Below are 25328 nucleotides of genomic sequence, written 5' to 3' on the forward strand. Positions count from 1 at the left end.
ATGACTAAAAAATACTTTGGCACCGACGGCATCCGTGGTCGGGTTGGCGAGTTTCCGATTACCCCTGATTTCATGCTCAAGTTGGGTTGGGCGGCAGGCATGGCGTTCCGCAGCATGGGGGCGTGCCGGATCCTGGTTGGCAAGGACACCCGTATTTCGGGTTATATGTTTGAATCCGCGCTTGAGGCAGGCTTATCTGCTGCCGGCGCCGACGTAATGCTGTTGGGGCCCATGCCGACGCCAGCGATCGCTTACCTGACGCGTACCTTTCACGCTGAAGCCGGTATTGTGATCAGTGCGTCGCACAACCCGCATGACGACAATGGCATCAAGTTCTTCTCGGGGCAGGGCACCAAGTTGCCTGACGAGATCGAGTTGATGATCGAAGAGCTGCTGGATGCGCCGATGACGGTGGTCGAATCCAGCAAGCTGGGCAAGGTGTCGCGTATCAATGATGCGTCCGGCCGTTATATCGAATTCTGCAAAAGCAGCGTGCCGAGCAGTACCAATTTTGCCGGGCTGAAGATCGTTGTCGATTGCGCCCATGGTGCGACCTACAAGGTAGCGCCAAGTGTTTTCAAGGAGCTGGGAGCGCAGGTCACTGTACTATCGGCTCAGCCTAACGGCTTGAACATCAACGACAACTGCGGCTCCACGCATATGGAGCAACTGCAGGCGGCGGTTCTGGCCGAACATGCGGACCTGGGTATCGCGTTCGATGGCGACGGTGATCGTGTGCTGATGGTGGATCACACCGGCATGATTGTGGATGGTGATGATTTGCTGTTCATCATTGCCCGTGATCTGCATGAGCGTAACAAGCTGCAGGGCGGCGTCGTGGGTACCCTCATGAGCAACCTGGGGCTTGAGTTGGCATTGGCGGAGTTGGGTATTCCGTTTATCCGCGCCAATGTCGGCGACCGTTATGTGATCGCCGAGCTTCTGGAGCGTAACTGGCTGGTAGGCGGCGAGAACTCGGGACACGTCGTATGCTTCCAGCATACGACTACGGGCGACGCCATCATCGCTGCGCTGCAGGTGCTTCTGGCCTTGCGTCGTCGTGACGAGAGCCTGGCGCAGGCGCGTCAGGCCCTGCGCAAGTGTCCGCAGGTGCTGCTCAATGTGCGTTTTGCCGGTGGTGAAAATCCGATCGAGCACCCTGCCGTCAAAGAGGCTTGTGAGCGTGTTACCCAGGCAATGGCTGGGCGTGGGCGTGTGTTGTTGCGCAAGTCGGGCACTGAGCCTCTGGTGCGTGTCATGGTCGAAGGCGAGGACGAAACCCAGGTTCGCGGCCATGCCGAAGACCTGGCAAAACTGGTAACTGAAGTTTGCGCCTGAATTCGGCTTGCCAGTGATGGTGTGGTTGGGTAACATCTGCGCCCACTTTGACCGACGGGGTACAGCATGCGTCGCACTATGGTAGCTGGTAACTGGAAGATGCACGGTACCCGCGCCAGTGTCGCTGAGCTGATCAATGGCCTTCGTCACTTGGCCTTGCCTAGCGGTGTTGATGTCGCGGTTTTCCCACCTTGCTTGCATATCAACCAAGTGGTTGATGGCTTGAAGGGCAAGTCGATCCAGGTCGGCGCGCAGAATTCTGCGGTGGAGCCTATGCAAGGCGCATTGACCGGTGAGATTTCGCCGAGTCAGTTGGTTGATGCGGGTTGTGCCTATGTACTCGTTGGGCACTCCGAGCGCCGTCAGATGATGGGCGAGCGGGATGCGACGCTCAATCGCAAGTTCGCCGCGGCACAGGCTTGTGGCTTGGTTCCGGTGTTGTGCATAGGGGAGACCCTTGAGCAGCGCGAATCGGGCAAGACTCTTGAAGTTGTCTCGCGTCAGCTGGGCAGCATCATCGAGGAGCTGGGTGTTGGTGCGTTTGCAAAGGCGGTTATTGCTTACGAGCCGGTCTGGGCCATTGGCACCGGACTGACTGCTACACCGCAACAGGCGCAGGATGTGCATGCAGCCATCCGCGCGCAGTTGGCGGCAGAGAATTCTGAAGTCGCGCAAGGTGTGCGGCTTCTATACGGCGGCAGCGTGAAGGCGGCCAATGCGGTCGAACTGTTCGGCATGCCGGATATCGATGGGGGGCTCATTGGTGGAGCTTCCCTGAATGCAGATGAGTTCGGTGCGATCTGTCGCGCCGCGGGAAACTGAAAAAATGCTGGAAACAGTCGTAGTCGTTTTTCATCTGTTGGCTGCCCTGAGCGTAGTTGCTCTGGTTTTGTTGCAACAGGGTAAAGGTGCGGATGCTGGTGCGTCTTTCGGTGCAGGTGCTTCAAATACTGTGTTCGGAAGCCAAGGTTCCTCTACCTTTCTTAGTAAGTTTACTGCTATACTTGCCGCAGGTTTCTTCATAACCAGCTTAGGGTTAGGTTACTTTGCTAAAGAGAAAGCTCATGTGCTGACTCAGGTAGGTTTGCCAAACCCAGCAGTGTTGGAAGTTCCAAAAGCAAAACCGGCTTCTGATGATGTCCCGGTGCTTCAAGAGCAAAAGTCGGCTACTCCAGCGACTGACGTACCTCCAGCTCAAGAGCAGAAGTAAGAAGGGTTGTAAGCGCTGTATTGCCGAGGTGGTGGAATTGGTAGACACGCAACCTTGAGGTGGTTGTGCCCATAGGGTGTAGGGGTTCGAGTCCCCTTCTCGGTACCAATTATCAGGAGAGCCCGCTGTTGCGGGCTTTCTTGTAGGTGGAAGGTTACATTGACCCTGTAAGGGATCGGTCGTATACTTCCGCCCCAGCTTTGTCGCGGGGTGGAGCAGTCTGGTAGCTCGTCGGGCTCATAACCCGAAGGTCGTCGGTTCAAATCCGGCCCCCGCAACCAGTTTTAGCGGAGCCCCTTTTAAGGGGCTTTTTGTTAGCTGGACACTTTCAACGCCGCTGTTCGACGGCGTTTCAAGGATGGGCGTTTCGCCCATTTTTTTATTTTGCACAGCATGCACATACATGCACGAGGGGGTTCAGGTGTCGAGCAAGCTAGAAGAGTTGCAGGCCTTGCTGGCCCCGGTGGTCGTGGCCCTAGGCTATGAATGCTGGGGTATTGAGTTTTCGGCTCAAGGTCGCCACTCAATGTTGCGCGTTTATATCGATAAAGAGGGCGGCGTGCTGGTGGACGATTGTGCCATTGTCAGCCGTCAGATCAGCGGTGTGCTGGATGTTGAAGATCCGATTTCCGTTGAGTACACCCTTGAAGTTTCCTCGCCAGGCATGGAACGCCCACTGTTCACTATTGATCAGTTTGCAAAATTTGCCGGTGAACAAGTGAAGATCAAGCTGCGTTCGCCCTTCGAAGGGCGACGCAACTTTCAGGGCCTTCTGCGCGGTGTAGAAGAACAGGATGTCGTGGTGCAGGTAGAAGACCATGAGTTCCTGTTGCCGATCGATATGATCGACAAGGCCAACATTATTCCCAGTTTTGACTGAGACGCGGATCCCGCGGATCCAATGGCTTGCGAAAGGCGAGGCGTACGATGAGCAAAGAAGTACTGCTGGTTGTTGAGTCGGTATCCAATGAAAAGGGCGTACCGGCAAACGTGATTTTTGAAGCGCTGGAGCTGGCCCTGGCCACTGCTACCAAAAAGCGTTTTGAAGACGAAGTTGATCTGCGTGTGGAAATCAACCGCCACACCGGTGCCTATGAGACTTTCCGTCGCTGGACGGTCGTCGAAGAAGCCGATCTTGATGATCCGGCCATCGAAACCTGGCCGAGCAAGGTTGCGCAAACGCACCCGGGCGCCCAGGTCGGTGATGTCGTCGAAGAAAAGATCGAATCGATCGAATTCGGCCGTATTGCTGCACAGACCGCCAAGCAGGTCATCGTGCAGAAGGTTCGTGAAGCCGAGCGCGCTCAAGTCGTTGACGCTTATCGCGAGCGCCTGGGTGAAATCATCTCCGGCACCGTGAAAAAAGTTACCCGCGACAATGTGATCGTCGACCTGGGCAACAACGCCGAAGCGTTGCTGGCCCGCGAAGACATCATCTCTCGCGAAACCTTCCGTGTCGGCGTGCGTCTGCGTGCGCTGCTCAAGGAAATCCGCACCGAGAACCGCGGTCCTCAGCTGATCCTGTCGCGTACCGCGCCGGAAATGCTGATCGAGCTGTTCCGCATCGAAGTGCCGGAAATTGCCGAAGGTCTGATCGAAGTCATGGCTGCGTCCCGCGATCCGGGTTCGCGTGCCAAGATCGCGGTTCGCTCCAAGGACAAACGCATCGACCCGCAAGGCGCTTGCATCGGTATGCGCGGTTCGCGCGTCCAGGCAGTGTCGGGCGAATTGGGCGGTGAGCGTGTGGATATCGTCCTGTGGGACGATAACCCGGCGCAGTTCGTGATCAACGCCATGTCGCCGGCTGAAGTGGCGGCAATTATCGTTGACGAAGATGCCCATGCAATGGACATCGCCGTTGGCGCAGACAATCTGGCTCAGGCCATTGGTCGTGGTGGTCAGAACGTGCGTCTGGCCAGCCAACTGACCGGCTGGACCCTGAACGTGATGACCGAATCGGACATCCAGGCTAAGCAGCAAGCTGAAACCGGTGACATCCTGCGCAACTTCATCGAAGAGTTGGAAGTCGATGAAGACCTGGCACAGGTACTGGTAGATGAAGGCTTCACCAGCCTGGAAGAGATTGCCTACGTACCGTTGGAAGAAATGCTCAACATCGACGGCTTTGACGAAGACACCGTCAACGAGCTTCGCGCTCGGGCCAAGGATCGTTTGTTGACTAAAGCCATCGCTACTGAGGAAAAGCTGGCAGACGCCCATCCGGCCGAAGACCTGCTCTCGCTTGAGGGTATGGACAAGGATTTGGCGATGGAACTGGCGGTGCGCGGCGTAATTACCCGCGAAGACCTGGCCGAGCAGTCTATTGACGATCTGCTCGACATCGACGGCATTGACGAAGATCGTGCCGGCAAGTTGATCATGGCCGCCCGAGCCCATTGGTTCGAGTAATTAGGCGCGGCCTGAGGAGAGAAGTGCATGACGCAAGTCACGGTGAAACAACTGGCCGATGAGGTCAAAACACCGGTAGAGCGCCTGTTGCAGCAGATGCGTGAGGCAGGTCTGCCGCACACCGCCGCCGATGAAGGTGTGAGCGATAGTGAGAAGCAGTCTTTGCTGACTCACTTGAAGAGCAGCCACAAGGCGAAAGTGGAAGAACCGCGCAAGATTACATTGCAGCGCAAAACCACCAGCACCCTGCGTGTTGCGGGTAGCAAGAGCATCAGCGTAGAAGTACGCAAGAAGAAAGTCTTCGTACAGCGCAGCCCGGAAGAAATCGAAGCCGAGCGCAAACGCGAGCTGGATGAACGTCGCGCAGTAGAAAATGCTGCTCGCCAGAAGGCTGAAGAAGAAGCCAAGCGTCGCGCCGAAGAAGAAGCGCGTCGCCAGCCTGCTGCTGCGCAACCTGCCAACACTGAAGCGGTTGCCGCTCCTGTTGAAGCTGTGCGTGAGGCCGCCCCGGTTGCTGCTGCGCCTGCTCCTGCAGCTGACGCCCGCAAGCGCGACGAACCTCGTCGTCCGGACAAACCACGTGCCGACGATAACAATCGTCGCGGTGGTGGTGGCGATGGCGAGCGCAAAAACGCTCCGCATCGTGCCTCGGTCAAAGAGAAAGCGCCTGCTCCACGCGTTGCCCCACGTACTACCGACGAAGAAAGCGATGGCTTCCGTCGCGGTGGTCGCGGCAAGGCCAAGCTGAAAAAACGCAACGCTCACGGTTTCCAGAGCCCAACCGGCCCTGTCGTGCGTGAAGTGAAGATCGGCGAGACCATCACTGTGGGCGATCTGGCCCAGCAGATGTCGGTCAAGGCTGCTGAAATCATCAAGTTCATGTTCAAGCTGGGCACCCCGGCCACCATCAACCAGGTACTGGATCAGGAAACTGCCCAGTTGGTTGCTGAAGAGCTGGGCCACAAAGTGACCCTGGTCAGCGACACCGCCCTGGAAGATTCCCTGGCCGAGTCCCTGAAGTTTGAAGGCGAGGCAGTTTCCCGTGCACCGGTTGTGACCGTAATGGGCCACGTTGACCACGGTAAAACTTCCCTGCTCGACTACATCCGTCGTGCCAAGGTTGCCGCAGGCGAAGCCGGTGGTATTACCCAGCACATCGGTGCATACCACGTTGAAACCGAACGCGGCATGGTCACCTTCCTCGACACTCCAGGTCACGCCGCGTTTACCGCAATGCGTGCCCGTGGTGCCAAGGCGACCGACATCGTGATCCTGGTGGTTGCAGCGGACGACGGCGTAATGCCGCAGACCATTGAAGCTGTCCAGCACGCCAAGGCTGCCGGTGTTCCTCTGGTTGTAGCCGTGAACAAAATCGACAAGCCCGGCGCCGATCTCGATCGCATCCGTAGCGAACTGTCGGTTCACGGCGTGACATCCGAGGAATGGGGTGGCGAGACGCCATTCGTATCGGTCTCGGCGAAAATGGGTACCGGCGTTGACGAACTGCTCGAAGCGGTCCTGTTGCAAGCTGAAGTCCTGGAATTGACTGCTACGCCTTCGGCTCCTGGCCGTGGTGTGGTAGTTGAATCGCGCCTCGACAAGGGCCGTGGCCCGGTCGCGACCGTGCTGGTTCAAGACGGTACCCTGCGCCAAGGCGACATGGTGCTGGTCGGTTCGAACTACGGCCGTGTACGTGCCATGCTCGACGAGAACGGCAAGCCAATCAAGGAAGCAGGTCCTGCTATCCCGGTCGAGATTCTCGGCCTGGACGGTACGCCGGACGCTGGCGACGAGATGAGCGTAGTTGCCGACGAGAAGAAAGCCCGTGAAGTGGCTCTGTTCCGTCAAGGCAAGTTCCGCGAAGTCAAGCTGGCCCGTGCTCACGCCGGCAAGCTGGAAAACATCTTCGAGAACATGGGCCAGGAAGAGAAGAAGACGCTTAACATCGTCCTCAAATCCGACGTCCGTGGTTCCCTCGAAGCGTTGAACGGCGCCTTGAACGGCCTGGGTAACGACGAAGTGCAAGTGCGTGTTGTCGGTGGCGGTGTCGGTGGTATCACCGAGTCCGACGCCAACCTGGCACTGGCTTCCAACGCTGTACTGTTCGGCTTCAACGTGCGTGCCGATGCTGGCGCTCGCAAGATCGTCGAGCAGGAAGGCCTGGACATGCGTTACTACAACGTCATCTACGACATCATCGAAGACGTCAAGAAAGCCCTTACCGGTATGCTTGGCAGCGATGTCCGGGAGAACATCCTGGGTATCGCCGAGGTGCGTGACGTGTTCCGCTCGCCGAAATTCGGCGCGATCGCCGGTTGCATGGTTGTCGAAGGCACCGTGTACCGTAACCGTCCGATCCGTGTACTGCGTGAAGACATCGTTATCTTCGAAGGCGAGCTGGAATCCCTGCGCCGCTTCAAGGATGACGCTGCCGAAGTACGTGCCGGCATGGAATGCGGTATCGGCGTCAAGAGCTACAACGACGTCAAGGTTGGCGACAAGATCGAAGTCTTCGAGAAGGTTCAGGTTGCTCGCAGCCTCTAACTCGCGCACTTCAGGAGCCACACAGCGCGTGGGCATGTACTTGCCCCGCGCCGTGTCCGGACTCTAAACGCAACGCCCGGTCTGGCTTTTGTCAGGCCGGGCGTTTGCCGCTTTCAGACCCCACGGGTTTCACCGTGTGGCAGTAACAGGTAACAAGACATGGCAAAAGAATACAGCCGTACCCAGCGTATCGGTGATCAGATGCAGCGTGAGCTGGCTCAACTGATCCGTCGCGAAGTCAAAGACCCCCGCGTTGGCCTGGTCACCATCACCGCCGTTGAAGTGAGCCGTGACGTGGGTCATGCCAAAATCTTCATCACCGTGATGGGGCAGGACAACAGCGAAGAAATCGCGCAAAGCATCAAGGTGCTCAACTCCGCCGCAGGTTTCCTGCGGATGCAGTTGGCCCGCGAAATGAAGCTGCGCAGCGTTCCGCAGTTGCACTTCCATTACGACGAAAGCGTCGTGCGTGGCGCGCACCTCTCGGCCTTGATCGAGCGCGCCGTGGCTGAAGACAGTCAGCATCCGTCCACACCTGAAGACGCCAAGGAGTAAGCGGTGGCTCAGGTCAAACGTATCCGTCGCAACGTCAGTGGCATCATTCTGCTCGACAAACCCATTGGTTTTACCTCCAATGCGGCGCTGCAGAAGGTCCGCTGGCTGCTTAACGCCGAGAAGGCGGGACACACCGGCAGCCTGGATCCACTGGCCACCGGCGTTCTGCCGTTGTGCTTTGGTGAGGCCACCAAGTTCTCGCAGTACCTGCTTGATTCGGACAAGGGTTATGAAACCCTCATGCAACTGGGCAAGACAACCACCACGGCAGACGCCGAAGGTGATGTTTTGCAGGTTCGCGACGTGACCGTTGGTCGTGCGGATATCGAAGCTGCATTACCTGCTTTTCGTGGGCAAATCAGTCAGATACCGCCGATGTACTCGGCGCTCAAGCGGGATGGGCAACCTCTTTATAAGCTGGCACGTGCGGGCGAAGTGGTGGAGCGCGAACCGCGTTCTGTTACTATTGCCCGGCTGGAACTGCTCGCCTGTGAAGGTGACACTGCTCGATTGGCGGTGGACTGCAGCAAAGGCACCTATATCCGTACCCTCGTGGAAGATATTGGTGAGAAGCTGGGCTGCGGTGCTTATGTAGCTGAACTGCGACGTACCCAGGCAGGCCCTTTCACCCTGGCCCAGACGGTCACGCTGGAAGAGCTGGAAGCGGTGCACGCCGAAGGCGGCAACGAAGCGGTTGATCGCTTCCTGATGCCCTCGGACAGTGGTTTGCTGGATTGGCCATTGCTGCACTTCTCGGAGCACAGCGCGTTCTACTGGCTCAACGGCCAGCCGGTACGCGCCCCGGATGCCCCGAAGTTCGGCATGGTGCGAGTACAGGATCATAACGGTCGCTTTATCGGTATCGGTGAAGTGAGCGAAGACGGGCGCATCGCGCCGCGTCGACTGATTCGGTCAGAATGACCGAACGAGGGTGGCTGTTAATAGGCATGGTCACTTCTCATTTATAGATACGGGGGTATGCCCTCGGCCTATTGAGATCACCCCTTGGGTGGTTTCCTGAAAAAAGGATTGCCTCATGGCTCTCGACGTTCAAGAAAAAGCACAAATCGTAGCTGACTATCAGCAAGCTGTTGGTGACACTGGTTCGCCAGAAGTGCAAGTTGCACTGCTGACCCACAACATCAACAAACTGCAAGGTCACTTCAAGGCCAACGGTAAAGACCACCACTCCCGTCGTGGTCTGATCCGCATGGTAAACCAGCGCCGTAAGCTGCTGGACTACCTGAAAGGCAAGGATCTGGGTCGTTATCAGACTCTGATCGGTCGCCTGGGTCTGCGTCGCTAATCAGCGATTGCGCTAGAGGTTGGTTGTCTGCCGTGTGCCAGTGGGATTCCCGCTGGCCCATGGTAGGCTCCCAGCCTCAAGTTTTATCTGGATACACGTTTTACCCTGGACGAGGGTCGGGCCGATTCCCGACATTGCCCAAGAATTTCGCAAGAAGACAAGTTCCCCCAAGAGCCACAAAGAAGGTAGGACACCGTGAACCCGGTTATCAAAAAATTCCAGTTCGGTCAGTCGACCGTTACCCTCGAGACAGGCCGTATCGCCCGTCAAGCCTCCGGCGCAGTGCTGGTTACCGTTGACGACGACGTTACCGTACTGGTGACCGTGGTTGGCGCCAAGACCGCTGACCCGAGCAAGGGCTTCTTCCCTCTGTCCGTTCACTACCAGGAAAAGACTTACGCTGCCGGTAAGATCCCTGGCGGTTTCTTCAAGCGCGAAGGCCGTCCTTCCGAGAAAGAAACCCTGACATCCCGACTGATCGACCGTCCGATCCGTCCGCTGTTCCCAGAAGGCTTCATGAACGAAGTGCAGGTTGTCTGCACCGTCGTTTCCACCAGCAAAAAGACCGATCCGGACATCGCTGCGATGATCGGTACTTCGGCTGCGCTGGCGATCTCGGGCATTCCGTTCGATGGTCCTATCGGTGCCGCTCGCGTTGCTTTCCATGAAAGCACCGGTTACCTGCTGAACCCATCTTACGAGCAGCAGAAAGCTTCGAGCCTGGACATGGTCGTTGCCGGTACCTCCGAAGCCGTATTGATGGTTGAGTCGGAAGCCAAAGAGCTGACCGAAGACCAGATGCTGGGCGCCGTACTGTTTGCTCACGACGAGTTCCAGGTGGTAATCAACGCGGTCAAGGAATTGGCTGCCGAAGCTGCCAAGCCAACCTGGACCTGGGCTGCTGCCCCGGAGGCCACCGACCTGCTGGGCGCTATCCGCTCCGAGTTCGGCGCTGCCATCTCCGACGCCTACACCATCACCGTCAAGGCCGACCGTTACGCTCGCCTGGGCGAGTTGAAGGACCAGGTTGTCGCCAAGTTGTCCGGTGAAGAAGGCCAGCCTTCTGCCAGCGACGTCAAGGCTGCATTCGGCGAAATCGAATACCGCACCGTTCGCGAAAACATCGTTAACGGCAAGCCACGTATCGACGGTCGCGACACTCGCACCGTGCGCCCGCTGAACATCGAAGTCGGCGTGCTGCCCAAGACTCACGGTTCGGCGCTGTTCACCCGTGGTGAAACCCAGGCCCTGGTAGTCGCGACTCTGGGTACTGCCCGTGACGCACAACTGCTGGACACCCTGGAAGGCGAGAAAAAAGACCCGTTCATGCTGCACTACAACTTCCCTCCGTTCTCGGTGGGCGAGTGTGGCCGCATGGGTGGTGCTGGTCGTCGTGAAATCGGTCACGGCCGTTTGGCCCGTCGTTCGATTGCAGCGATGCTGCCGGCTGCCGATGTGTTCCCGTACACCATCCGTGTCGTATCGGAAATCACTGAGTCCAACGGTTCCAGCTCGATGGCTTCCGTTTGCGGTGCTTCCCTGGCGCTGATGGACGCTGGTGTGCCGATGAAGGCGCCGGTTGCCGGTATCGCCATGGGCCTGGTTAAAGAAGGCGAGAAGTTCGCCATCCTGACCGACATCCTGGGCGACGAAGACCACCTGGGCGACATGGACTTCAAAGTAGCCGGTACCGCTAAAGGCGTAACCGCGCTGCAGATGGACATCAAGATCAAGGGCATCACTGAAGAGATCATGGAAATCGCTCTGGGCCAAGCCCTGGAAGCGCGCCTGAACATCCTCGGCCAGATGAACCAGATCATTGGCCAGTCGCGTACCGAACTGTCGGAAAACGCTCCGACCATGATCGCGATGAAAATCGACACCGACAAAATCCGTGATGTTATCGGTAAAGGCGGCGCGACCATCCGTGCGATCTGTGAAGAAACCAAGGCTTCGATCGACATCGAAGACGACGGCTCGATCAAGATCTTCGGCGAAACCAAGGAAGCGGCTGAAGCTGCACGCCAACGCGTCCTGGGCATCACCGCTGAGGCCGAGATCGGCAAGATCTACGTCGGCAAGGTTGAGCGCATCGTCGACTTCGGCGCATTCGTCAACATCCTGCCGGGCAAAGACGGTCTGGTTCACATCTCCATGCTGAGCGACGCTCGTGTTGAGAAAGTGACCGACATTCTCAAAGAAGGCCAGGAAGTGGAAGTGCTGGTACTGGACGTGGACAACCGCGGCCGTATCAAGCTGTCCATCAAGGACGTAGCAGCAGCCAAGGCTTCGGGCGTTTAATCACCCCGCGTTCTAGCTGAAAAAAAGGGACTCTTCGGAGTCCCTTTTTTGTGGGAGAAGGAAATTCCCCTAAAATCAGTTATTTAGTCGCCTGCAAAAAACCGCAACTTGCACGCAGGCACGACCTGCTTCATGCAACTTGCACGATTTCGAAAATCGCTCTGTTTTTTAACTTGTTGTTTTATAAAGATTTTGTCCTGTTATCCCACTTGGCACGCCGCCTGCACTATCCCTGTTAGCGCTGCAGCATGAAGGTTTACGTCTGCAGACTTTTAATAAAACAGGAGTTATTCGTATGAAGAAGTTCGCTCTCGCTACTGCTACCGCTCTGACCCTGGCGATGGGTGCTAACGTAGCCTTTGCTCAGACTTCCCAAGCCCCTATGACTTTGGCGGCCGGTGAAGCGACCAAGGCTAAGGAAAGCGTTTCGGATACTTGGATCACCACCAAAGTCAAAGCCGACCTGCTGACCGAAAAAGGCATTCCGGGTTCGGACATCAAGGTTGAGACCAACAAAGGTGTGGTTTCCCTGTCCTCCGACGTAGCAGTCTCGGATTCGCAGAAAGCCACTGCTGTAGCCATCACCAAGAAAATCAAAGGTGTGAATGCTGTTTCGGCTGACGGTCTGCTGGCTGGCGGCGCTGTCAAAGCTGACGGCATCGACAAAACCAAAGGTGCGGCACACGACGCCAAAGAAACCACCAGCGACACTTGGATCACTACCAAAGTGAAGGCTGACCTGGTTACCGAGAAGGGCATTCCTGGCACTGACATCAAGGTTGAGACCAACAAGGGCGTAGTGTCCCTGTCGTCTCCGACTGCCGTGACTGCATCGCAGAAAGAAACTGCGGTTGCCATCACCAAGAAAATCAAAGGCGTTAAAGCTGTATCGGCCGACGGCCTGAAAGCAGAGTAACGTTAAAGGTTTCGTTTGAACGATATAGCGGCGGCTTAGGGTGAGCTAGTTATCCACCCGATGCACCTCTGGAGTTCATGCGACCGACCACACGGATGTGGTCATTACAGGCCCCGGCACTTGTGTCGGGGCCTGTTCTATTTTGGGGTTGAAACAAAACTGCCAGCCAACCCCCCAAAAAAATGTGGGAGCTGGCTTGCCAGCGATGTTGGCACCTCAGTCATTCAGTTGCACCGAGGTGATGCTATCGCAGGCAAGCCAGCTCCCACATTAGGATAGGCGTTGCTCAGAAGTTACTCGGCATCCAGATGCATTGGGGTGATGACCCGACCATCTTTCTCCGCCTGCCCCAGTTGCGCATCAATGAAGTACACCCGCTCATCTTCCAACTGGCCCTTGTCCACCAAGTAATCCTTGATGGTACTGGCGCGCTCCTGGCCCAGTTGGCGCAGCAGCACATCACTGCCGCTCCAGAACTTGATCACACCCTCTTTGAGCTTCGCCGAGCGCTCATCGCTGCCAAGGTTTTTCCATTCGGCGGGAGGTTGCTGTTTAAGACGGGTGCGGTAGATACCTTCCAGCAACGGTGCTTTTTCTTTCTCGGGCACTTCAAGCAACGAAGCTTGGGCCGGGACTTTGTCGCCACGGCGCTGGAGGATCTTGTAGTAGTTGTACTGGTATTCACGTTCCAGCCGCTGCGCCGCCAGGAACGGCCCATCGCTGCTGGCAGCAGCCGTGCCTTCGATTTCCAGGCGCAGGGTAGGGCGCTCTTTCAGTGCCTTGGCCAAGGTGTTCAGCGCGCCCTCGGCATCTTTGTTCAGCTCACTGGAGCCGGCGGCGAACGAAACATTACCCAGGTCTTCAGAGCCGCCACCCGTCACCAGCCCGCCAATAAACTTGAAGGGCGCGGTCGCTGCGCGGACGACGAGGTTACGCAGGGTCTGCCACACAATCGGCATCACGCTGAATTGCGGGTTGTTCAGGTCGCCACTGACCGGCAGTTCGATCGAGATCTTGCCGTCGCTGTCCTTGAGCAGGGCGATGGCCAGGCGAATCGGCAAGTCCACCGCATCGGAGCTGTCGACTTTCTCACCCAGTTGCAACTGTTCGACCACCACTTTGTTTTCGGCCTTCAACTGGCCCTTGGTGATCACGTAGTGCAAGTCGAGATTCAGCCGGCCCTTGCGGATACGGAAGCCTGCGAACTTGCCCGAGTAAGGTGTCAAGTTGGTCAACTCGACACGTTTGAAGCTGGTCGCGATATCCAGGGCTGCCATCGGATCAAACGGGTTCACGCTGCCCTTGATGGTCACTGGGGCGTAACGGTCTACCTTACCCTTGATATCGACGCTGGCCGGTTTGGCCTGGCGACTATCGATGGTGCCAATCTGGCCGTTGAGCTGTTGAATCGCGGTGGCGAAGTTGGGCGTGAGGCTGAAGTCGGCAAAGTTGGCCGAACCATCGTTAATTGCGATCTGCCCGATGTGGATGCCCAAGGGCTTGTCTTTGCTGGCCGCCGGCTTGGCGGCTGATTTGGCACCACTGTCGGCAGGCTGGGGAATCAGCAAGTCATCGATGTTGGTGGTGCGATCGTCGTTGATCATGAAGCGCGCATACGGCTGCAGCAGGTTGACCTTGTCGATCGACAGGCTCTGACCGTGCTGATAGTTCACACCCTCCAGTACCAGGCGCTGCCACTTGAGGAAGTCGCGGGTCTTGAGGGTGTCCAGGGTATGCAACTGATCGACCTGAGCGCGGCCGGTGATTTGCAGGGCCAACGGCTCGGTGCTCTTGAGGTTCACATCCAGGTTGCCGCCCAACATGCCGCTGCGCAGTTCCAGGCGAATAAACGGGCTGATATACGACTGGGCCACCCGCAGGTCGATGTCCTGGGTATTCACTTTCAGCTTGGCGCTGACCGGGTTGAGGTTAACCTCGCCGGTTGCCTGGATCTTGCCTTGCTTGCCCACGCCACTATCGACCTTCAAGGTGAAGGGGCTTTGGTTGAGGCTGTCGAAGTTCTGCATGTCGACATTCAACGGGCCCAGTTCCAGCGCCACCGCAGGTTTGGCCTGGCGGTCGGCCAGGTGTACCTGATAGTTACGCAGTTGCACATCCTTGAGCATCACTTGCCAGGGTTTGCTTGGCGCTGCCGGTTGGGCTTCAGGTGCGTCGGCGTCGGCGTCGGCGTTGGCCGGTGCCGGTGTTGGCTTGCTTGGCTGGCTGGCGAACAGTTTCTGCCAGTCGAGTTGGCCATCGGCTTCAAGAGCGGCCCAGGTTTCCAGCTTGTTGCTGCGGATTTTGCCGACGACTACCTGCTGCTTGGCCAGGTCTACCGTAGTTTCGCTGACATCCAGGCGTTCCAGGCGTACCAATGGCCGGCCATCCGGCGCCTTGATCGCGAAGGGCGCAATGCTGGCGGCGGTGTTGGTCAGGTTCAGCTCGGTCTCTTTGGCCAGGCTGAACTTATAGTCGGTGCTGAAGTTAAGCACGCCGTCTTCCAGCACCAGCGGCAAGGCGTCACGTACATACGGCCACCAAGCTTTCATCTTGCCGTCGGTGACCTTCAAGGTACCTTCGGAGGTGATCGGTACCAGGCTGACATTACCTTTCCAGTCGATCTGCCCGCCGTCAGGGCCAGCGGCCACCAGGGTCATGTCGGCGTTGTCTTCGGGCAAGGTGCTGAGGTTTTTCAGCTCGAAGTCGAGTTTGTCGTAGAGGAATTCGATAGGTTCGCTGGGGCGCAGGTCTCGGAAATGCAGATTGCCGCCCGCCAGTTTGATGCTGTCGATACGCAGCGGGAACGGTTTGGCATCGGGATCTGCGGGAGTCGGTTCGCTCGGCGGCAGTTTGAACAACTGCGCCAGGTTCAACTGGCCGGATTTGTCGAACAACAGTTCGGTCTTGGGCTGGTCCAGTTGCACATCAGCCAGGTGCAGGGCGCGGGTCCAGAGACTGTCGGCCTGCAGGTTGGCGTAAAAGCGCTGGAAGCCCACTTGTTCTTTGCCCGGCTCACCGATCTTCAGGCCCCACAGCGTGAGTTCCAGGCTGAACGGGTTGAGCTCGATGCGCTCGATTCGCGCCGGCACCGTGGCGTAATTCGCCAACTGTTGGTTGGCAATGCGAAGAGCGATGCCGGGTAAAATCAAAAAGCCCAGCAAGCTGTACAAAGCCAGGGCGGTCAACAAGGCGCCTGCGGCGCGGATCAATCCTTTGGGCATGGGTGACGCCATCTGTGTCGAACGAGAGTGCCTTGGAGTATGGCACGGTAATTCGGTTCCGAAGAACAGTGGATGCTGGGAAACTTCCTACAAATGCAGGATCAAGGTCTTTAACGGAGGCTGCTGATCTGTGGAAGGAAAGTCTGCCCCGGGTGTCATGACCTGCCAGTCGCGCACTGGGCGGCCGGCTTTTTCTGCGCAACGCAGCACCTGTTCACGCCAGTCATCCATGCTGACTTTCGCCAGGTTGTTACAACAGATCAGTACCCCATTGTCAGCGGTGGTCAGCAGCGCGGGCTTGAGCAAGCTCTGATAGTCGCGCAGCAGGTCGACGGTGCCGAACGCGCTCTTGGCCCAGGCGGGCGGATCAAGCAGAACCAGGTCGTACTGGCGCTGCTCCAGGCGCGGATAGCTCGGCAGCTTTTGGCCGCGACGCTGGGTGATCGGCAGGCCCGCCAGTTGGCGAATGGCCGGGAAGTAATCGGACTGTACGAACTCCATGCTCGGCAATTGTGGGTTGAGCAGGCCGTTTTCACGCCCGACCGCCAGGTTGCCCTCGGCAAAATCCAGGTTGCACACTTCGCGTGCGCCGCCGGCGGCCGCGCTCAAGCCCACGCCGCAGGTGTAGGCGAACAGGTTCAGCACGCTTTTGCCGGCGCTGTGATCCTTCACCCAGCCACGGGTGTTACGCAGGTCGAGGAACAGCAACGGGTCCTGCCCGGCATGGCGCCCCCGCACACGGTAGCTGAGGCCCCACTCGTGGCCGACCAGGTCTTCGAGCGCCGCAGGCTCTGCGCGGTATACCGTGTCTTCACGATCGATACGCGAGTTGCCTCGGGCACGGTCGTTGTACACCAGCAGCAATTCCAGGCCCATGTATTGGTTGATCAGTTGATGCAGGTCCAGAAGGTCTGCGCTGTCCAGCGACTGATGGAAGCTCTGCACCAGCAATTGCGGGCCGTAGCGGTCGATGGTCAAGCCGCCGGCGCCTTCCTGGCTGCCGTGGAACAGCCGGTAGCAGTCTGTACCCTGGGCGTGCAGTTCGTTGATCAGGTCTTGGCGGTGATCGAGGGCGGCGCGCAGCGCCTGATTCAGGGGGGTCATGAAGCGCGCCTTGCTTGCAGAAAAATAAGAAAATCGGGGCGCGGAGTTTAACAGTTAACCCCGGCCTGCACAGGCCGGGGATTATCCTGAGCGCTATCGGTTCAGGCGTTTGTCGATCAACCCGTCTACGACGCTTGGGTCAGCCAGGGTTGAGGTATCGCCCAGGCTGTCCAGTTCGTTGCAGGCGATCTTGCGCAAGATGCGCCGCATGATCTTTCCGGAGCGGGTTTTCGGCAAGGCAGGCGCCCACTGGATCAGTTCCGGTTTGGCAAAGCTGCCAATTTCCTTGCTGACCAGGTCCAGCAAGTGCTTTTTCAGCGTATCGCTGGGCTCGACGCCGTTCATTGGCGTTACAAAGGCATAGATGCCCTGGCCCTTGACGTCATGGGGATAGCCGACCACAGCGGCTTCAGCGACCTGGTCATGCAGCACCAGGGCGCTTTCGACCTCGGCGGTGCCGATGCGATGGCCGGACACGTTGATCACATCATCGATGCGACCGGTGATCCAGTAGTCGCCGTCTTCATCGCGGCGTGCGCCGTCGCCGGTGAAGTAGTAGCCGGGATAGGGCTTGAAGTAAGTGTCGATCATGCGCTGCGGGTCGCCGTAGACGCTGCGAATCTGCCCCGGCCAGCTGGCCTTGATCGCCAGCACGCCACTGCCGGCGCCGCTGATTTCCTTGCCCTGCTCATCGAGCAGCACCGGTTGTACGCCGAACATCGGCTGTGTCGCGCAGCCCGGCTTGATGCGCTGGGCGCTGACCAGCGGGCTGAGCATGATGCCGCCGGTTTCGGTTTGCCACCAGGTATCGACGATGGGGCAGCGCTGTTCGCCCACCGCATTGAAGTACCAGTCCCAGGCCTCCGGGTTGATCGGCTCACCGACACTGCCCAGCAGGCGCAGGCTGGCGCGGGAGGTGCTCTCCAATGGGCCGTGGCCTTCACGCATCAGGGCGCGCAAAGCGGTGGGCGCGGTGTAGAAAATATTCACCTGATGTTTATCGATCACCTGCCAGAAGCGCGAGCTGTCCGGATAACTCGGCACGCCCTCGAACATCAGCGAAGTGGCGCCATTGGCCAGCGGACCGTAGACGATGTAGCTATGCCCGGTGACCCAGCCCACATCGGCGGTGCACCAGAACACTTCGCCCTCTTGGTAGTCGAGTACGTACTTGAAGGTCATCGCCGCTTGCAGCAGGTAGCCGCCAGTGGTGTGCAGCACGCCCTTGGGTTTGCCGGTGCTGCCGGAGGTGTAGAGGATGAACAGCGGATCCTCGGCGTCCATCGGCTCGGGTGGGCAGTTGTCGCTGGCGGCGTCCAGGGCCGCTTGATACTTGAGGTCGCGGCCCTCGTTCCAGTTCACGCTGGCTCCGGTGCGCTCGACCACCAGCACCGTGCTGACGTTCGGGCAACTGGCCAGGGCTTTATCGACATTCTGTTTCAGCGCCACGGGCTTGCCGCCGCGCACGCCTTCGTCGGCGGTGATCACGGTGCGGCAGTCGGCATCGAGAATACGGTCACGCAGGGCGTCAGGCGAAAACCCGCCAAACACCACTGAGTGCACCGCGCCAATTCGCGTGCAGGCCAGCATGGCGTAGGCCGCTTCCGGGATCATCGGCATGTAGATGCACACGCGGTCGCCTTTTTTCACGCCACGGTTTTTCAGCACATTGGCCAGGCGGCTGACGTTTTGATGCAGTTGGCGGTAAGTGATCGTGGAGGATTTTGACGGATCGTCGCCCTCCCAGATGAAGGCCGGCTGATCGGCGCGTTGCGCCAGGTGACGGTCAATGCAGTTGTGGCTGACGTTCACTTGGCCGCCGGCAAACCATTGGGCGGCACCGGTATTGATGTCTGACTGCTGGACGGTGTGCCACGGTGTTATCCAGTCCAGAAAGCCCTTGGCCTGTTCGGCCCAGAAGGTCTCTGGCTGCTCGATGGATTGGCGATAGAGGCGCTGATAGTCTTCTTGACTGAGTTGCGCAGCCCGGCGGACGGCATCGGCGGTGGGAAACGTGCTGATATCGAACATGAGCGATCCTTATTCTTGTTTTTGCGACAAGTGATAAAGATGCACCCTGTGGTGGGAGGGTTCAAGGCCAACGTCCAAACAGACGTTGGCCTTGAGTGATCAGCATCAGCCGCGGTGACGACCGCGGAAGTAGTTGATCAGGCCCTGGGTCGAAGCGTCCTCGGCTGAGGTTTCTTCGGCGCCCGTCAGGCGGTTGTAAACGCCTTTGCCCAGTTCCTTGCCCAGTTCAACGCCCCATTGGTCAAAAGCGTTGATGCCCCAGACCACGCTCTGCACGAACACCTTGTGCTCATACATCGCCACCAACGCGCCGAGGCGACGAGGGCTGATGCGTTCGACCACGAGGGTGTTGCTCGGACGGTTGCCCGGGATCACCTTGTGCGGTGCCAGCTTCTGCACTTCCGCTTCCGGCAGGCCCTTCTCACGCAGCTCGGCTTCGGCTTCGCCGCGGGTCTTGCCGAGCATCAGTGCCTGGCTCTGGGACAGGCAGTTGGCGTATAGCCACTGGTGGTGATCGGAGACCGGGTTGAAGCTGACGATCGGCACGATGAAGTCGGCCGGGATCAGTTGCGTCCCTTGGTGCAGCAACTGGTGGTAAGCGTGCTGCCCGTTGCAGCCTACGCCACCCCAGATCACCGGGCCGGTATCGGTGGACACTGGCGTGCCGTCCTGGCGGACGCTCTTGCCGTTGGATTCCATGTCCAGCTGTTGCAAATGCTTGGTGATGTTACGCAGGTAATGGTCGTACGGCAGGATCGCATGGCTCTGCGCGCCCCAGAAGTTGCCGTACCACACGCCCAGCAAACCCAGCAGCACAGGCATGTTGGCTTCGAACGGCGCGTTCAGGAAGTGCTGGTCCATGGTGTAGGCACCCGACAGCAGTTCCTTGAAGTTGGACATGCCGATGGCCAGGGCGATTGGCAAGCCAATCGCCGACCACAGCGAGTAACGCCCACCTACCCAATCCCACATCGGGAAGATGTTCTCTTCACGAATACCAAAGGCTACGGCCGCCGCGTTGTTGCTCGAAACGGCGATGAAGTGGCGATACAGCTCAGCTTCCGAACCACCCTGGGCCAGGTACCAGGCGCGGGCGGCCTGGGCGTTCTTCAGGGTTTCAAGGGTGTTGAAGGATTTGGACGACACAATGAACAGCGTGGTCTCGGCGCGCAGCTTCATGGTCAGCTCGTGGAACTCGCTGCCGTCGATATTCGCCAGGTAGTGGCAACGCACGCCTTTGTGGGCGTAGGACAACAGCGCTTCGGAGACCAGTTCCGGACCGAGGAACGAACCACCGATGCCGATGTTCACCACGTCGGTGATCGGCTTTTCGGTGTAGCCACGCCACAGGCCGTCGTGGATGCGACCGACCAGGTCAGTGATCTGGTTCAGCACCTTGTGCACGTCCGGCATGATGTTCACGCCGTTGACCGACAGCTTGTCACCCACCGGGCGGCGCAGGGCGGTATGCAGCGCCGGGCGGCCTTCGGAAGAGTTGACGGGCTCGCCCGCGTACAGCGCATCAATCGCGCCTTTAAGGTTCACTTCCTTGGCCAGGTCCACCAGCAGGTCGCGGGTTTCGCTGGTGATCAGGTTTTTCGAGTAATCGAGGAAAAGTCCGCAGCTGCTCAAGGTAAATTGGGAAAAGCGCTGAGGGTCGGCATTGAACGCTTCGCGCATGCTGAAATCCTGCATGGCTTGGCGATGTTGAACAAGCGCTTGCCAGGCGGGCAGAGCGGTAACGTCATGAGGGGTGCGGTAGTACGCCATCGCTGCGGGTTTCCTTTTATTACAGGGACTGCCTTTAGGACACTTAAAAGCCCGGAACATCCATTCTTGTCTCAACGACTGGGTTCCAGACAGCGCTAACCATAGCGCAGGGCGATTACATTAAACCTAGCGTGTGGATATGTCTTGGCTTTGTCTGCGCTGTGGCCGGTACTTTTTTATACCGGCACAGCCGTCGGGGCAACAGGTGGAGGGTAAAGTAGGGTCAGGCGAGGTTCAGGTGCAGGTTATCGATCAGACGTGTGGCGCCCAGATAAGCGGCGACCAGGATCACCACATCCCGATCTTCAGCCGTGGCCGGGCGCAGATGTACGCCCTGGCGCACTTCCAGGTAGTCCATGCGTAGCCCTGCGGCTTCAATCTGCCGGATTTGCTCGGCGCGAAGCTTGGCGAAATCATGATCACCGTCTTGGATGGCCGTGGCGATCTGGCTGAGGGCGCGGTACAGCACCGGCGCGACCGCACGTTGCTCCTCGGTGAGGTAACCGTTGCGTGATGACAGCGCGAGGCCGTCCGCTGCACGCACGGTGGGTTCGCCGATGATCTGGATCGGCATGTTCAGATCGCGGACCATGGCGCGAATGACCGCCAACTGCTGGTAGTCCTTCTGGCCAAATACGGCCATGTCGGGCTGGACCATGTTGAACAACTTGCTGACCACCGTGGCCACGCCTTCGAAATGCCCTGGGCGGCTGGCGCCGCACAAGCCTTCGGACAGTTGTGGCACGCTGACGCGGGTCTGGCCGTTCATGCCATCGGGGTACATTTCCTCGACAGTGGGGGCGAACAGCAGGTTGCAGCCCGCCTGCAGGAGTTTTTCCTGGTCGGCGGCCAAGGTGCGCGGGTATTTATCCAGATCTTCGCCGGCACCGAATTGCAGTGGGTTGACGAAGATGCTCGCCACCACGAAATCCGCCTGCTGCGCGGCCTTGGTCACCAGGGTGGCATGGCCGCTATGCAGGTTGCCCATGGTAGGCACAAAGCCGATGCGTTTGCCGGCGCTGCGGGCGTGGGTCACGGCAGCCCGCAGTTCGCGGACGGTTTTAACGGTGTTCATGCCGAGAATCCGTGTTCAGCGCCTGGGAAAGTCACATTCTTGACTGCGCTGACGTAAGCGCTCAGGGCTGCGTGGATGCTGTCCTGGCCGGCCATGAAGTTCTTCACGAACTTGGGTACGTGACCGCTAATCGACAGGCCGAGCATGTCGTGCAGGACCAGCACCTGACCATCGGTGGCGGAGCCGGCGCCAATGCCGATTACCGGCACTTTGACGGCCTGGGTGATTTCTGCGGCCAGTTCGCTGGGGACGCACTCCAGCACAATCATCGCGGCACCGGCTTGTTCCAGGGCGATGGCATCGGCGCGCATCTGGCGCGCCTGGGCTTCATTGCGACCCTGTACCTTGTAGCCGCCGAGGATGTTCACCGACTGCGGGGTCAGGCCCATGTGTGCACATACCGGTACACCGCGTTCAGCCAGCAGCCGGATCGACTCGGCCAGCCACACGGCGCCTTCGACTTTGACCATATGGGCGCCGGCCTGCATCAGTTTGCCGGCGTTCTGGAAGGTCTGCTCAAGCGTGGCATAACCCATGAACGGCAGGTCGGCGATGATCAGCGCACCGTCGTTGCCACGCTTGACGCTGGCGGTGTGGTAGGCCAGTTCATCCGTGGTCACGGGCAGCGTGCTGTCATTCCCTTGAAGAACCATGCCCAGGGAGTCGCCCACTAACAACACTTCAACCCCGGCCTGGCAACAGGCGTTGGCGAAGGTGGCGTCATAGCAGGTCAGCATGGTGATTTTTTCACCCTTGAGCTTGAGGCTCTGCAAGGTGGTCAGGGTAATGTCTGGCATGAAAAGGGTCCTCGTTCAGGCGCTTGGAAACAGCGAGTAACGCGCGTGAGTCTTCGTTTATACAGGCGCACTGTCTTGAAAGCAGTGCTTATAAGGCCTGGATTGCGCCCTGTAGCGCCGGGTTGGCGGCAGCGGGACGCCTATAGTCGTGAGGAGGACACGGGAAGTCAATTGGATGTGTTACCGCATTGTTACGATGGCGGTGTTACCGCTGTTACTGACGCCATTGCGCAACTTGTGCGCGGTTTACGGCAGCGCAGATCAGATGTGGAAGCTGGCTTGCCTGCGATGGCATCCACGCGGTGTGGCTGATACACCGAGTGCTTGTATCGCAGGCAAGCCAGCTCCCACATTGACCGAGTCATTCTTGCGGTAAGCGTTCCAGGCCGACGAATGGGCAGGCTGTGAGCAGGGCGCTCAAGCGTTGGCCGTCAGGCAGTTGCAGGTCGGTTGACGCCAATTCAGCCAGTGGATACAGCACAAAGGCGCGCAGATGCATCTGGTAGTGCGGCACCTTGAGGCGCGGTTCGTCGATCAGGCGATCACCGAACAGCAAGATATCCAGATCCAGTGTGCGTGGGCCCCAGCGCTCAAGACGTTCGCGGCCCTGGTCATTCTCGATGGCTTGCAGTGCGTCGAGCAGGTCCAGCGGCGCCAGGCTGCTGTCCAGTGCCGCAACCGCGTTGGTGTAGCGCGGTTGGCCCGGGAGCAGGGAGTCACTTTGATAGAAGGCGGACACACCAGCGAGGTGGGTGCCAGGCAGTTGCGCCAGCGCCTCGATCGCGCTGCGCAATTGCTGTTGCGGGGCAGCCAGGTTGCTGCCCATGCCGATGTAGATACGTTCCACGTTTATTCGCCCGCGGCGCCCGAGGCATCGGCACTGCTGCGTTTACGCTTGCTGCCGCTGCGGCGACGCTTTTTCGGCCCTTCACCGGCACCATCGCCTTTGCTGCCAAGCTCACGAATCATTTCGCGACGCTGGCTGTCATTGGCGTCCTGATAGTCAGTCCACCATTCGCCCAGGCCATCGGTCTGCTCACCGGCGCTTTCGCGCAGCAGCAGGAAGTCGTAGCCGGCACGGAAGCGTGGGTTGTCCAGCAGCAGGTCAGCACGCTTACCGCTGCGACGCGGCAAACGTTCCTGCATGTCCCAGATTTCGCGGATCGGCATGGTGAAGCGTTTCGGGATGGCGATGCGTTGGCACTGCTCGGCGATCAGTTCGTGAGCGGCTTCCTGCATGGCCGGGATCGGCGGCATGCCACGGTCCTGCAGGCGCAGTACGCGCTTGGGCAGCGCTGGCCACAGCAGGGCGGCAAACAGGAATGCCGGGGTTACCGGTTTGTTCTGCTTGATGCGCAGGTCGGTGTTGACCAACGCTTCGCTGATCAGCGTGTGGGTGTACGTGGGGTTGTATTCCAGCGCCTCGGCACTGGCCGGGAACAGCGGGTCGAACAACTGCAGGTCGACGAGCATTTCGAAGGTGTCGGCGGCATACCCCGAGAGGAACAACTTGAGCACCTCTTCGAACAGGCGTGCCGAGGGGATTTCCCGCAGCATGGGCGCCAGCTCGCGAATCGGCGCGGCAGTGTGCTTCTCGATACCGAAGTTGAGTTTGGCCGCGAACCGCACGGCGCGCAGCATACGCACCGGATCTTCCTGATAGCGCTGGGTCGGGTCACCGATCAGGCGGATCAGGTTATTGCGAATGTCGTGTACGCCATTGGCGTAATCGAGGATGCGCTCGCTGACCGGATCGTAATAAAGGGCATTGATGGTGAAGTCGCGACGTTGCGCGTCCTCCTCCAGGGTGCCGTAGACGTTATCACGCAGGATGCGCCCGCTCTCGTTGCGGGAAGACTGATTGGTGTCTTCCTCTTCATCGTTTTGCGGGTGACCGGCGCGGAAGGTCGCGACCTCAATGATTTCGCGACCAAAATGGATATGCACCAGCTTGAAGCGCCGGCCGATGATTCGTGCGTTACGAAACTCGGCGCGCACTTGTTCAGGCGTGGCACTGGTGGCTACGTCGAAATCCTTGGGCGTGATATTGAGCAGCATGTCGCGTACGCAACCACCCACCAGGTAAGCCTGGTAGCCGGCGTTCTGCAAACGTTCGACGATGTTCACTGCATAACGGCTGAATTGAGCGCGCTGCAACGAATGCTGGCTGCTGTTGAGCACTTCAGGCGTGCTGCGTTTGTGTTGCGTACGACGCAAGGGAGAACGGAATGACTGGAACAACTTCTTCAGCATGGGATGCACTGTTTGAAGGAATGTTCGGCCATAACGAAGAATGACCGCATGATGGGCGGGGATTCTAGCATTTAGTCAGGGGATGGTGTAGGAACAAGCTACAGGCATTGCGCCATAAGCGTTTTGGAGTCAAATCCCGGAAACTACAAGGGGAGCCGAAGCTCCCCCAGAAGTAGTTGCGTGCTCTATTTTTATTATTGATTTCGGGCTTCTTGTTTTTGTTGATCGCCCTCTCCATGAAGCTTCACCTTCATGACACTCCCAATCGAGAGTCAAGAGCAAACGGATTGCTTTGGTCGCTGTGTTGCTGATCTACGATCCAACCAGTTCAGGCTCTGCCTTAGGGCAGTTTTTGTTGTTCTCGGCCTGGTTGCGGGGCAAGCCCCAAATGCAACGCCTCTCCAAAAGAATCAGTTAGCTGCGCCTCCGCCGTGTTGTTTTTGTTATGCGTGAGTCGATTCGTCTTATTTTTATTGTCTTGTACATAGCTTGTTATTG

19 protein-coding genes and 2 tRNA genes are annotated in these 25328 nt (G+C 58.6%); 13 read left to right on the forward strand and 8 right to left on the reverse strand.

The features are described from left to right. From glmM to E4P01_RS00130, 13 genes are all read left to right on the forward strand, one after another. The gene (gene glmM / locus E4P01_RS00070) at positions 1-1338 is read left to right on the forward strand and encodes a phosphoglucosamine mutase (RefSeq protein ID WP_005791485.1); all 1338 of its coding nucleotides are present in this window, start codon (positions 1-3) and stop codon (positions 1336-1338) included. A gap of 66 nt (positions 1339-1404) precedes the next feature. Continuing rightward, complete coding sequence (gene tpiA, locus E4P01_RS00075) at positions 1405-2160, forward strand: triose-phosphate isomerase (RefSeq protein ID WP_005791483.1); 756 nt, start codon at positions 1405-1407, stop codon at positions 2158-2160. Positions 2161-2164: 4 nt separating this feature from the next. Next, positions 2165-2548 (forward strand): preprotein translocase subunit SecG, encoded by a 384-nt coding sequence (gene secG, locus E4P01_RS00080; protein WP_003194191.1) that lies wholly within the window; start codon positions 2165-2167, stop codon positions 2546-2548. Between the two features lie 22 nt (positions 2549-2570). Continuing rightward, positions 2571-2656: transfer RNA gene (locus tag E4P01_RS00085), tRNA-Leu, on the forward strand. 96 nt (positions 2657-2752) lie between these two features. Then, positions 2753-2829: transfer RNA gene (locus E4P01_RS00090), tRNA-Met, on the forward strand. A 140-nt stretch (positions 2830-2969) separates the two neighbouring features. After that, positions 2970-3428, forward strand: a complete 459-nt coding sequence (gene rimP, locus E4P01_RS00095; RefSeq protein WP_003235029.1) for a ribosome maturation factor RimP — start codon at positions 2970-2972, stop codon at positions 3426-3428. 47 nt (positions 3429-3475) lie between these two features. Beyond that, positions 3476-4957 (forward strand): transcription termination factor NusA, encoded by a 1482-nt coding sequence (nusA, locus tag E4P01_RS00100; RefSeq protein WP_005791481.1) that lies wholly within the window; start codon positions 3476-3478, stop codon positions 4955-4957. Positions 4958-4984: 27 nt separating this feature from the next. Then, the gene (gene infB / locus E4P01_RS00105; protein WP_005791478.1) at positions 4985-7501 is read left to right on the forward strand and encodes a translation initiation factor IF-2; all 2517 of its coding nucleotides are present in this window, start codon (positions 4985-4987) and stop codon (positions 7499-7501) included. Between the two features lie 159 nt (positions 7502-7660). Continuing rightward, positions 7661-8056 carry a 30S ribosome-binding factor RbfA gene (rbfA, locus tag E4P01_RS00110; RefSeq protein ID WP_003176137.1) on the forward strand — a complete coding sequence of 132 codons (396 nt, stop codon included), beginning with the start codon at positions 7661-7663 and terminating at the stop codon, positions 8054-8056. A 3-nt stretch (positions 8057-8059) separates the two neighbouring features. Further along, positions 8060-8977, forward strand: a complete 918-nt coding sequence (gene truB / locus E4P01_RS00115; RefSeq protein WP_005791476.1) for a tRNA pseudouridine(55) synthase TruB — start codon at positions 8060-8062, stop codon at positions 8975-8977. A 115-nt stretch (positions 8978-9092) separates the two neighbouring features. Then, complete coding sequence (rpsO, locus tag E4P01_RS00120) at positions 9093-9362, forward strand: 30S ribosomal protein S15 (RefSeq protein ID WP_003177875.1); 270 nt, start codon at positions 9093-9095, stop codon at positions 9360-9362. Between the two features lie 195 nt (positions 9363-9557). Beyond that, positions 9558-11663 carry a polyribonucleotide nucleotidyltransferase gene (gene pnp / locus E4P01_RS00125; protein ID WP_005791474.1) on the forward strand — a complete coding sequence of 702 codons (2106 nt, stop codon included), beginning with the start codon at positions 9558-9560 and terminating at the stop codon, positions 11661-11663. A gap of 295 nt (positions 11664-11958) precedes the next feature. Next, entirely contained in the window at positions 11959-12579 is a 621-nt protein-coding gene (locus E4P01_RS00130; RefSeq protein ID WP_032879445.1) for a BON domain-containing protein, read from the forward strand. A 293-nt stretch (positions 12580-12872) separates the two neighbouring features. Here E4P01_RS00130 and E4P01_RS00135 read toward each other — a convergent pair whose 3' ends face one another. From E4P01_RS00135 to E4P01_RS00170, 8 genes are all read right to left on the reverse strand, one after another. Beyond that, positions 12873-15800: a DUF748 domain-containing protein gene (locus E4P01_RS00135; protein ID WP_216092108.1), complete on the reverse strand. Its 2928-nt coding sequence runs from the start codon at positions 15798-15800 to the stop codon at positions 12873-12875. An 87-nt stretch (positions 15801-15887) separates the two neighbouring features. Further along, positions 15888-16904 carry a class I SAM-dependent methyltransferase gene (locus E4P01_RS00140; RefSeq protein ID WP_078822319.1) on the reverse strand — a complete coding sequence of 339 codons (1017 nt, stop codon included), beginning with the start codon at positions 16902-16904 and terminating at the stop codon, positions 15888-15890. 93 nt (positions 16905-16997) lie between these two features. Then, positions 16998-18935, reverse strand: coding sequence for an acetate--CoA ligase (gene acs, locus E4P01_RS00145; protein WP_216092107.1), 1938 nt, complete (start codon positions 18933-18935; stop codon positions 16998-17000). A gap of 105 nt (positions 18936-19040) precedes the next feature. Continuing rightward, positions 19041-20705 carry a glucose-6-phosphate isomerase gene (pgi, locus tag E4P01_RS00150; protein WP_032879450.1) on the reverse strand — a complete coding sequence of 555 codons (1665 nt, stop codon included), beginning with the start codon at positions 20703-20705 and terminating at the stop codon, positions 19041-19043. A gap of 223 nt (positions 20706-20928) precedes the next feature. After that, positions 20929-21780: a pantoate--beta-alanine ligase gene (panC, locus tag E4P01_RS00155; protein ID WP_032879451.1), complete on the reverse strand. Its 852-nt coding sequence runs from the start codon at positions 21778-21780 to the stop codon at positions 20929-20931. Beyond that, positions 21777-22577 carry a 3-methyl-2-oxobutanoate hydroxymethyltransferase gene (gene panB, locus E4P01_RS00160; protein WP_032879452.1) on the reverse strand — a complete coding sequence of 267 codons (801 nt, stop codon included), beginning with the start codon at positions 22575-22577 and terminating at the stop codon, positions 21777-21779. The genes panC and panB overlap by 4 nt, the downstream gene beginning before the upstream one ends. A gap of 361 nt (positions 22578-22938) precedes the next feature. Next, the gene (gene folK, locus E4P01_RS00165; RefSeq protein WP_216092106.1) at positions 22939-23424 is read right to left on the reverse strand and encodes a 2-amino-4-hydroxy-6-hydroxymethyldihydropteridine diphosphokinase; all 486 of its coding nucleotides are present in this window, start codon (positions 23422-23424) and stop codon (positions 22939-22941) included. 2 nt (positions 23425-23426) lie between these two features. Then, positions 23427-24830, reverse strand: a complete 1404-nt coding sequence (locus E4P01_RS00170; RefSeq protein WP_032879455.1) for a polynucleotide adenylyltransferase PcnB — start codon at positions 24828-24830, stop codon at positions 23427-23429. Between the last annotated feature and the right edge of the window lie 498 nt (positions 24831-25328).

The sequence above is a fragment of the Pseudomonas sp. NCIMB 10586 genome, from assembly GCF_023127895.1.
GTDB lineage: Bacteria > Pseudomonadota > Gammaproteobacteria > Pseudomonadales > Pseudomonadaceae > Aquipseudomonas > Aquipseudomonas synxantha_A.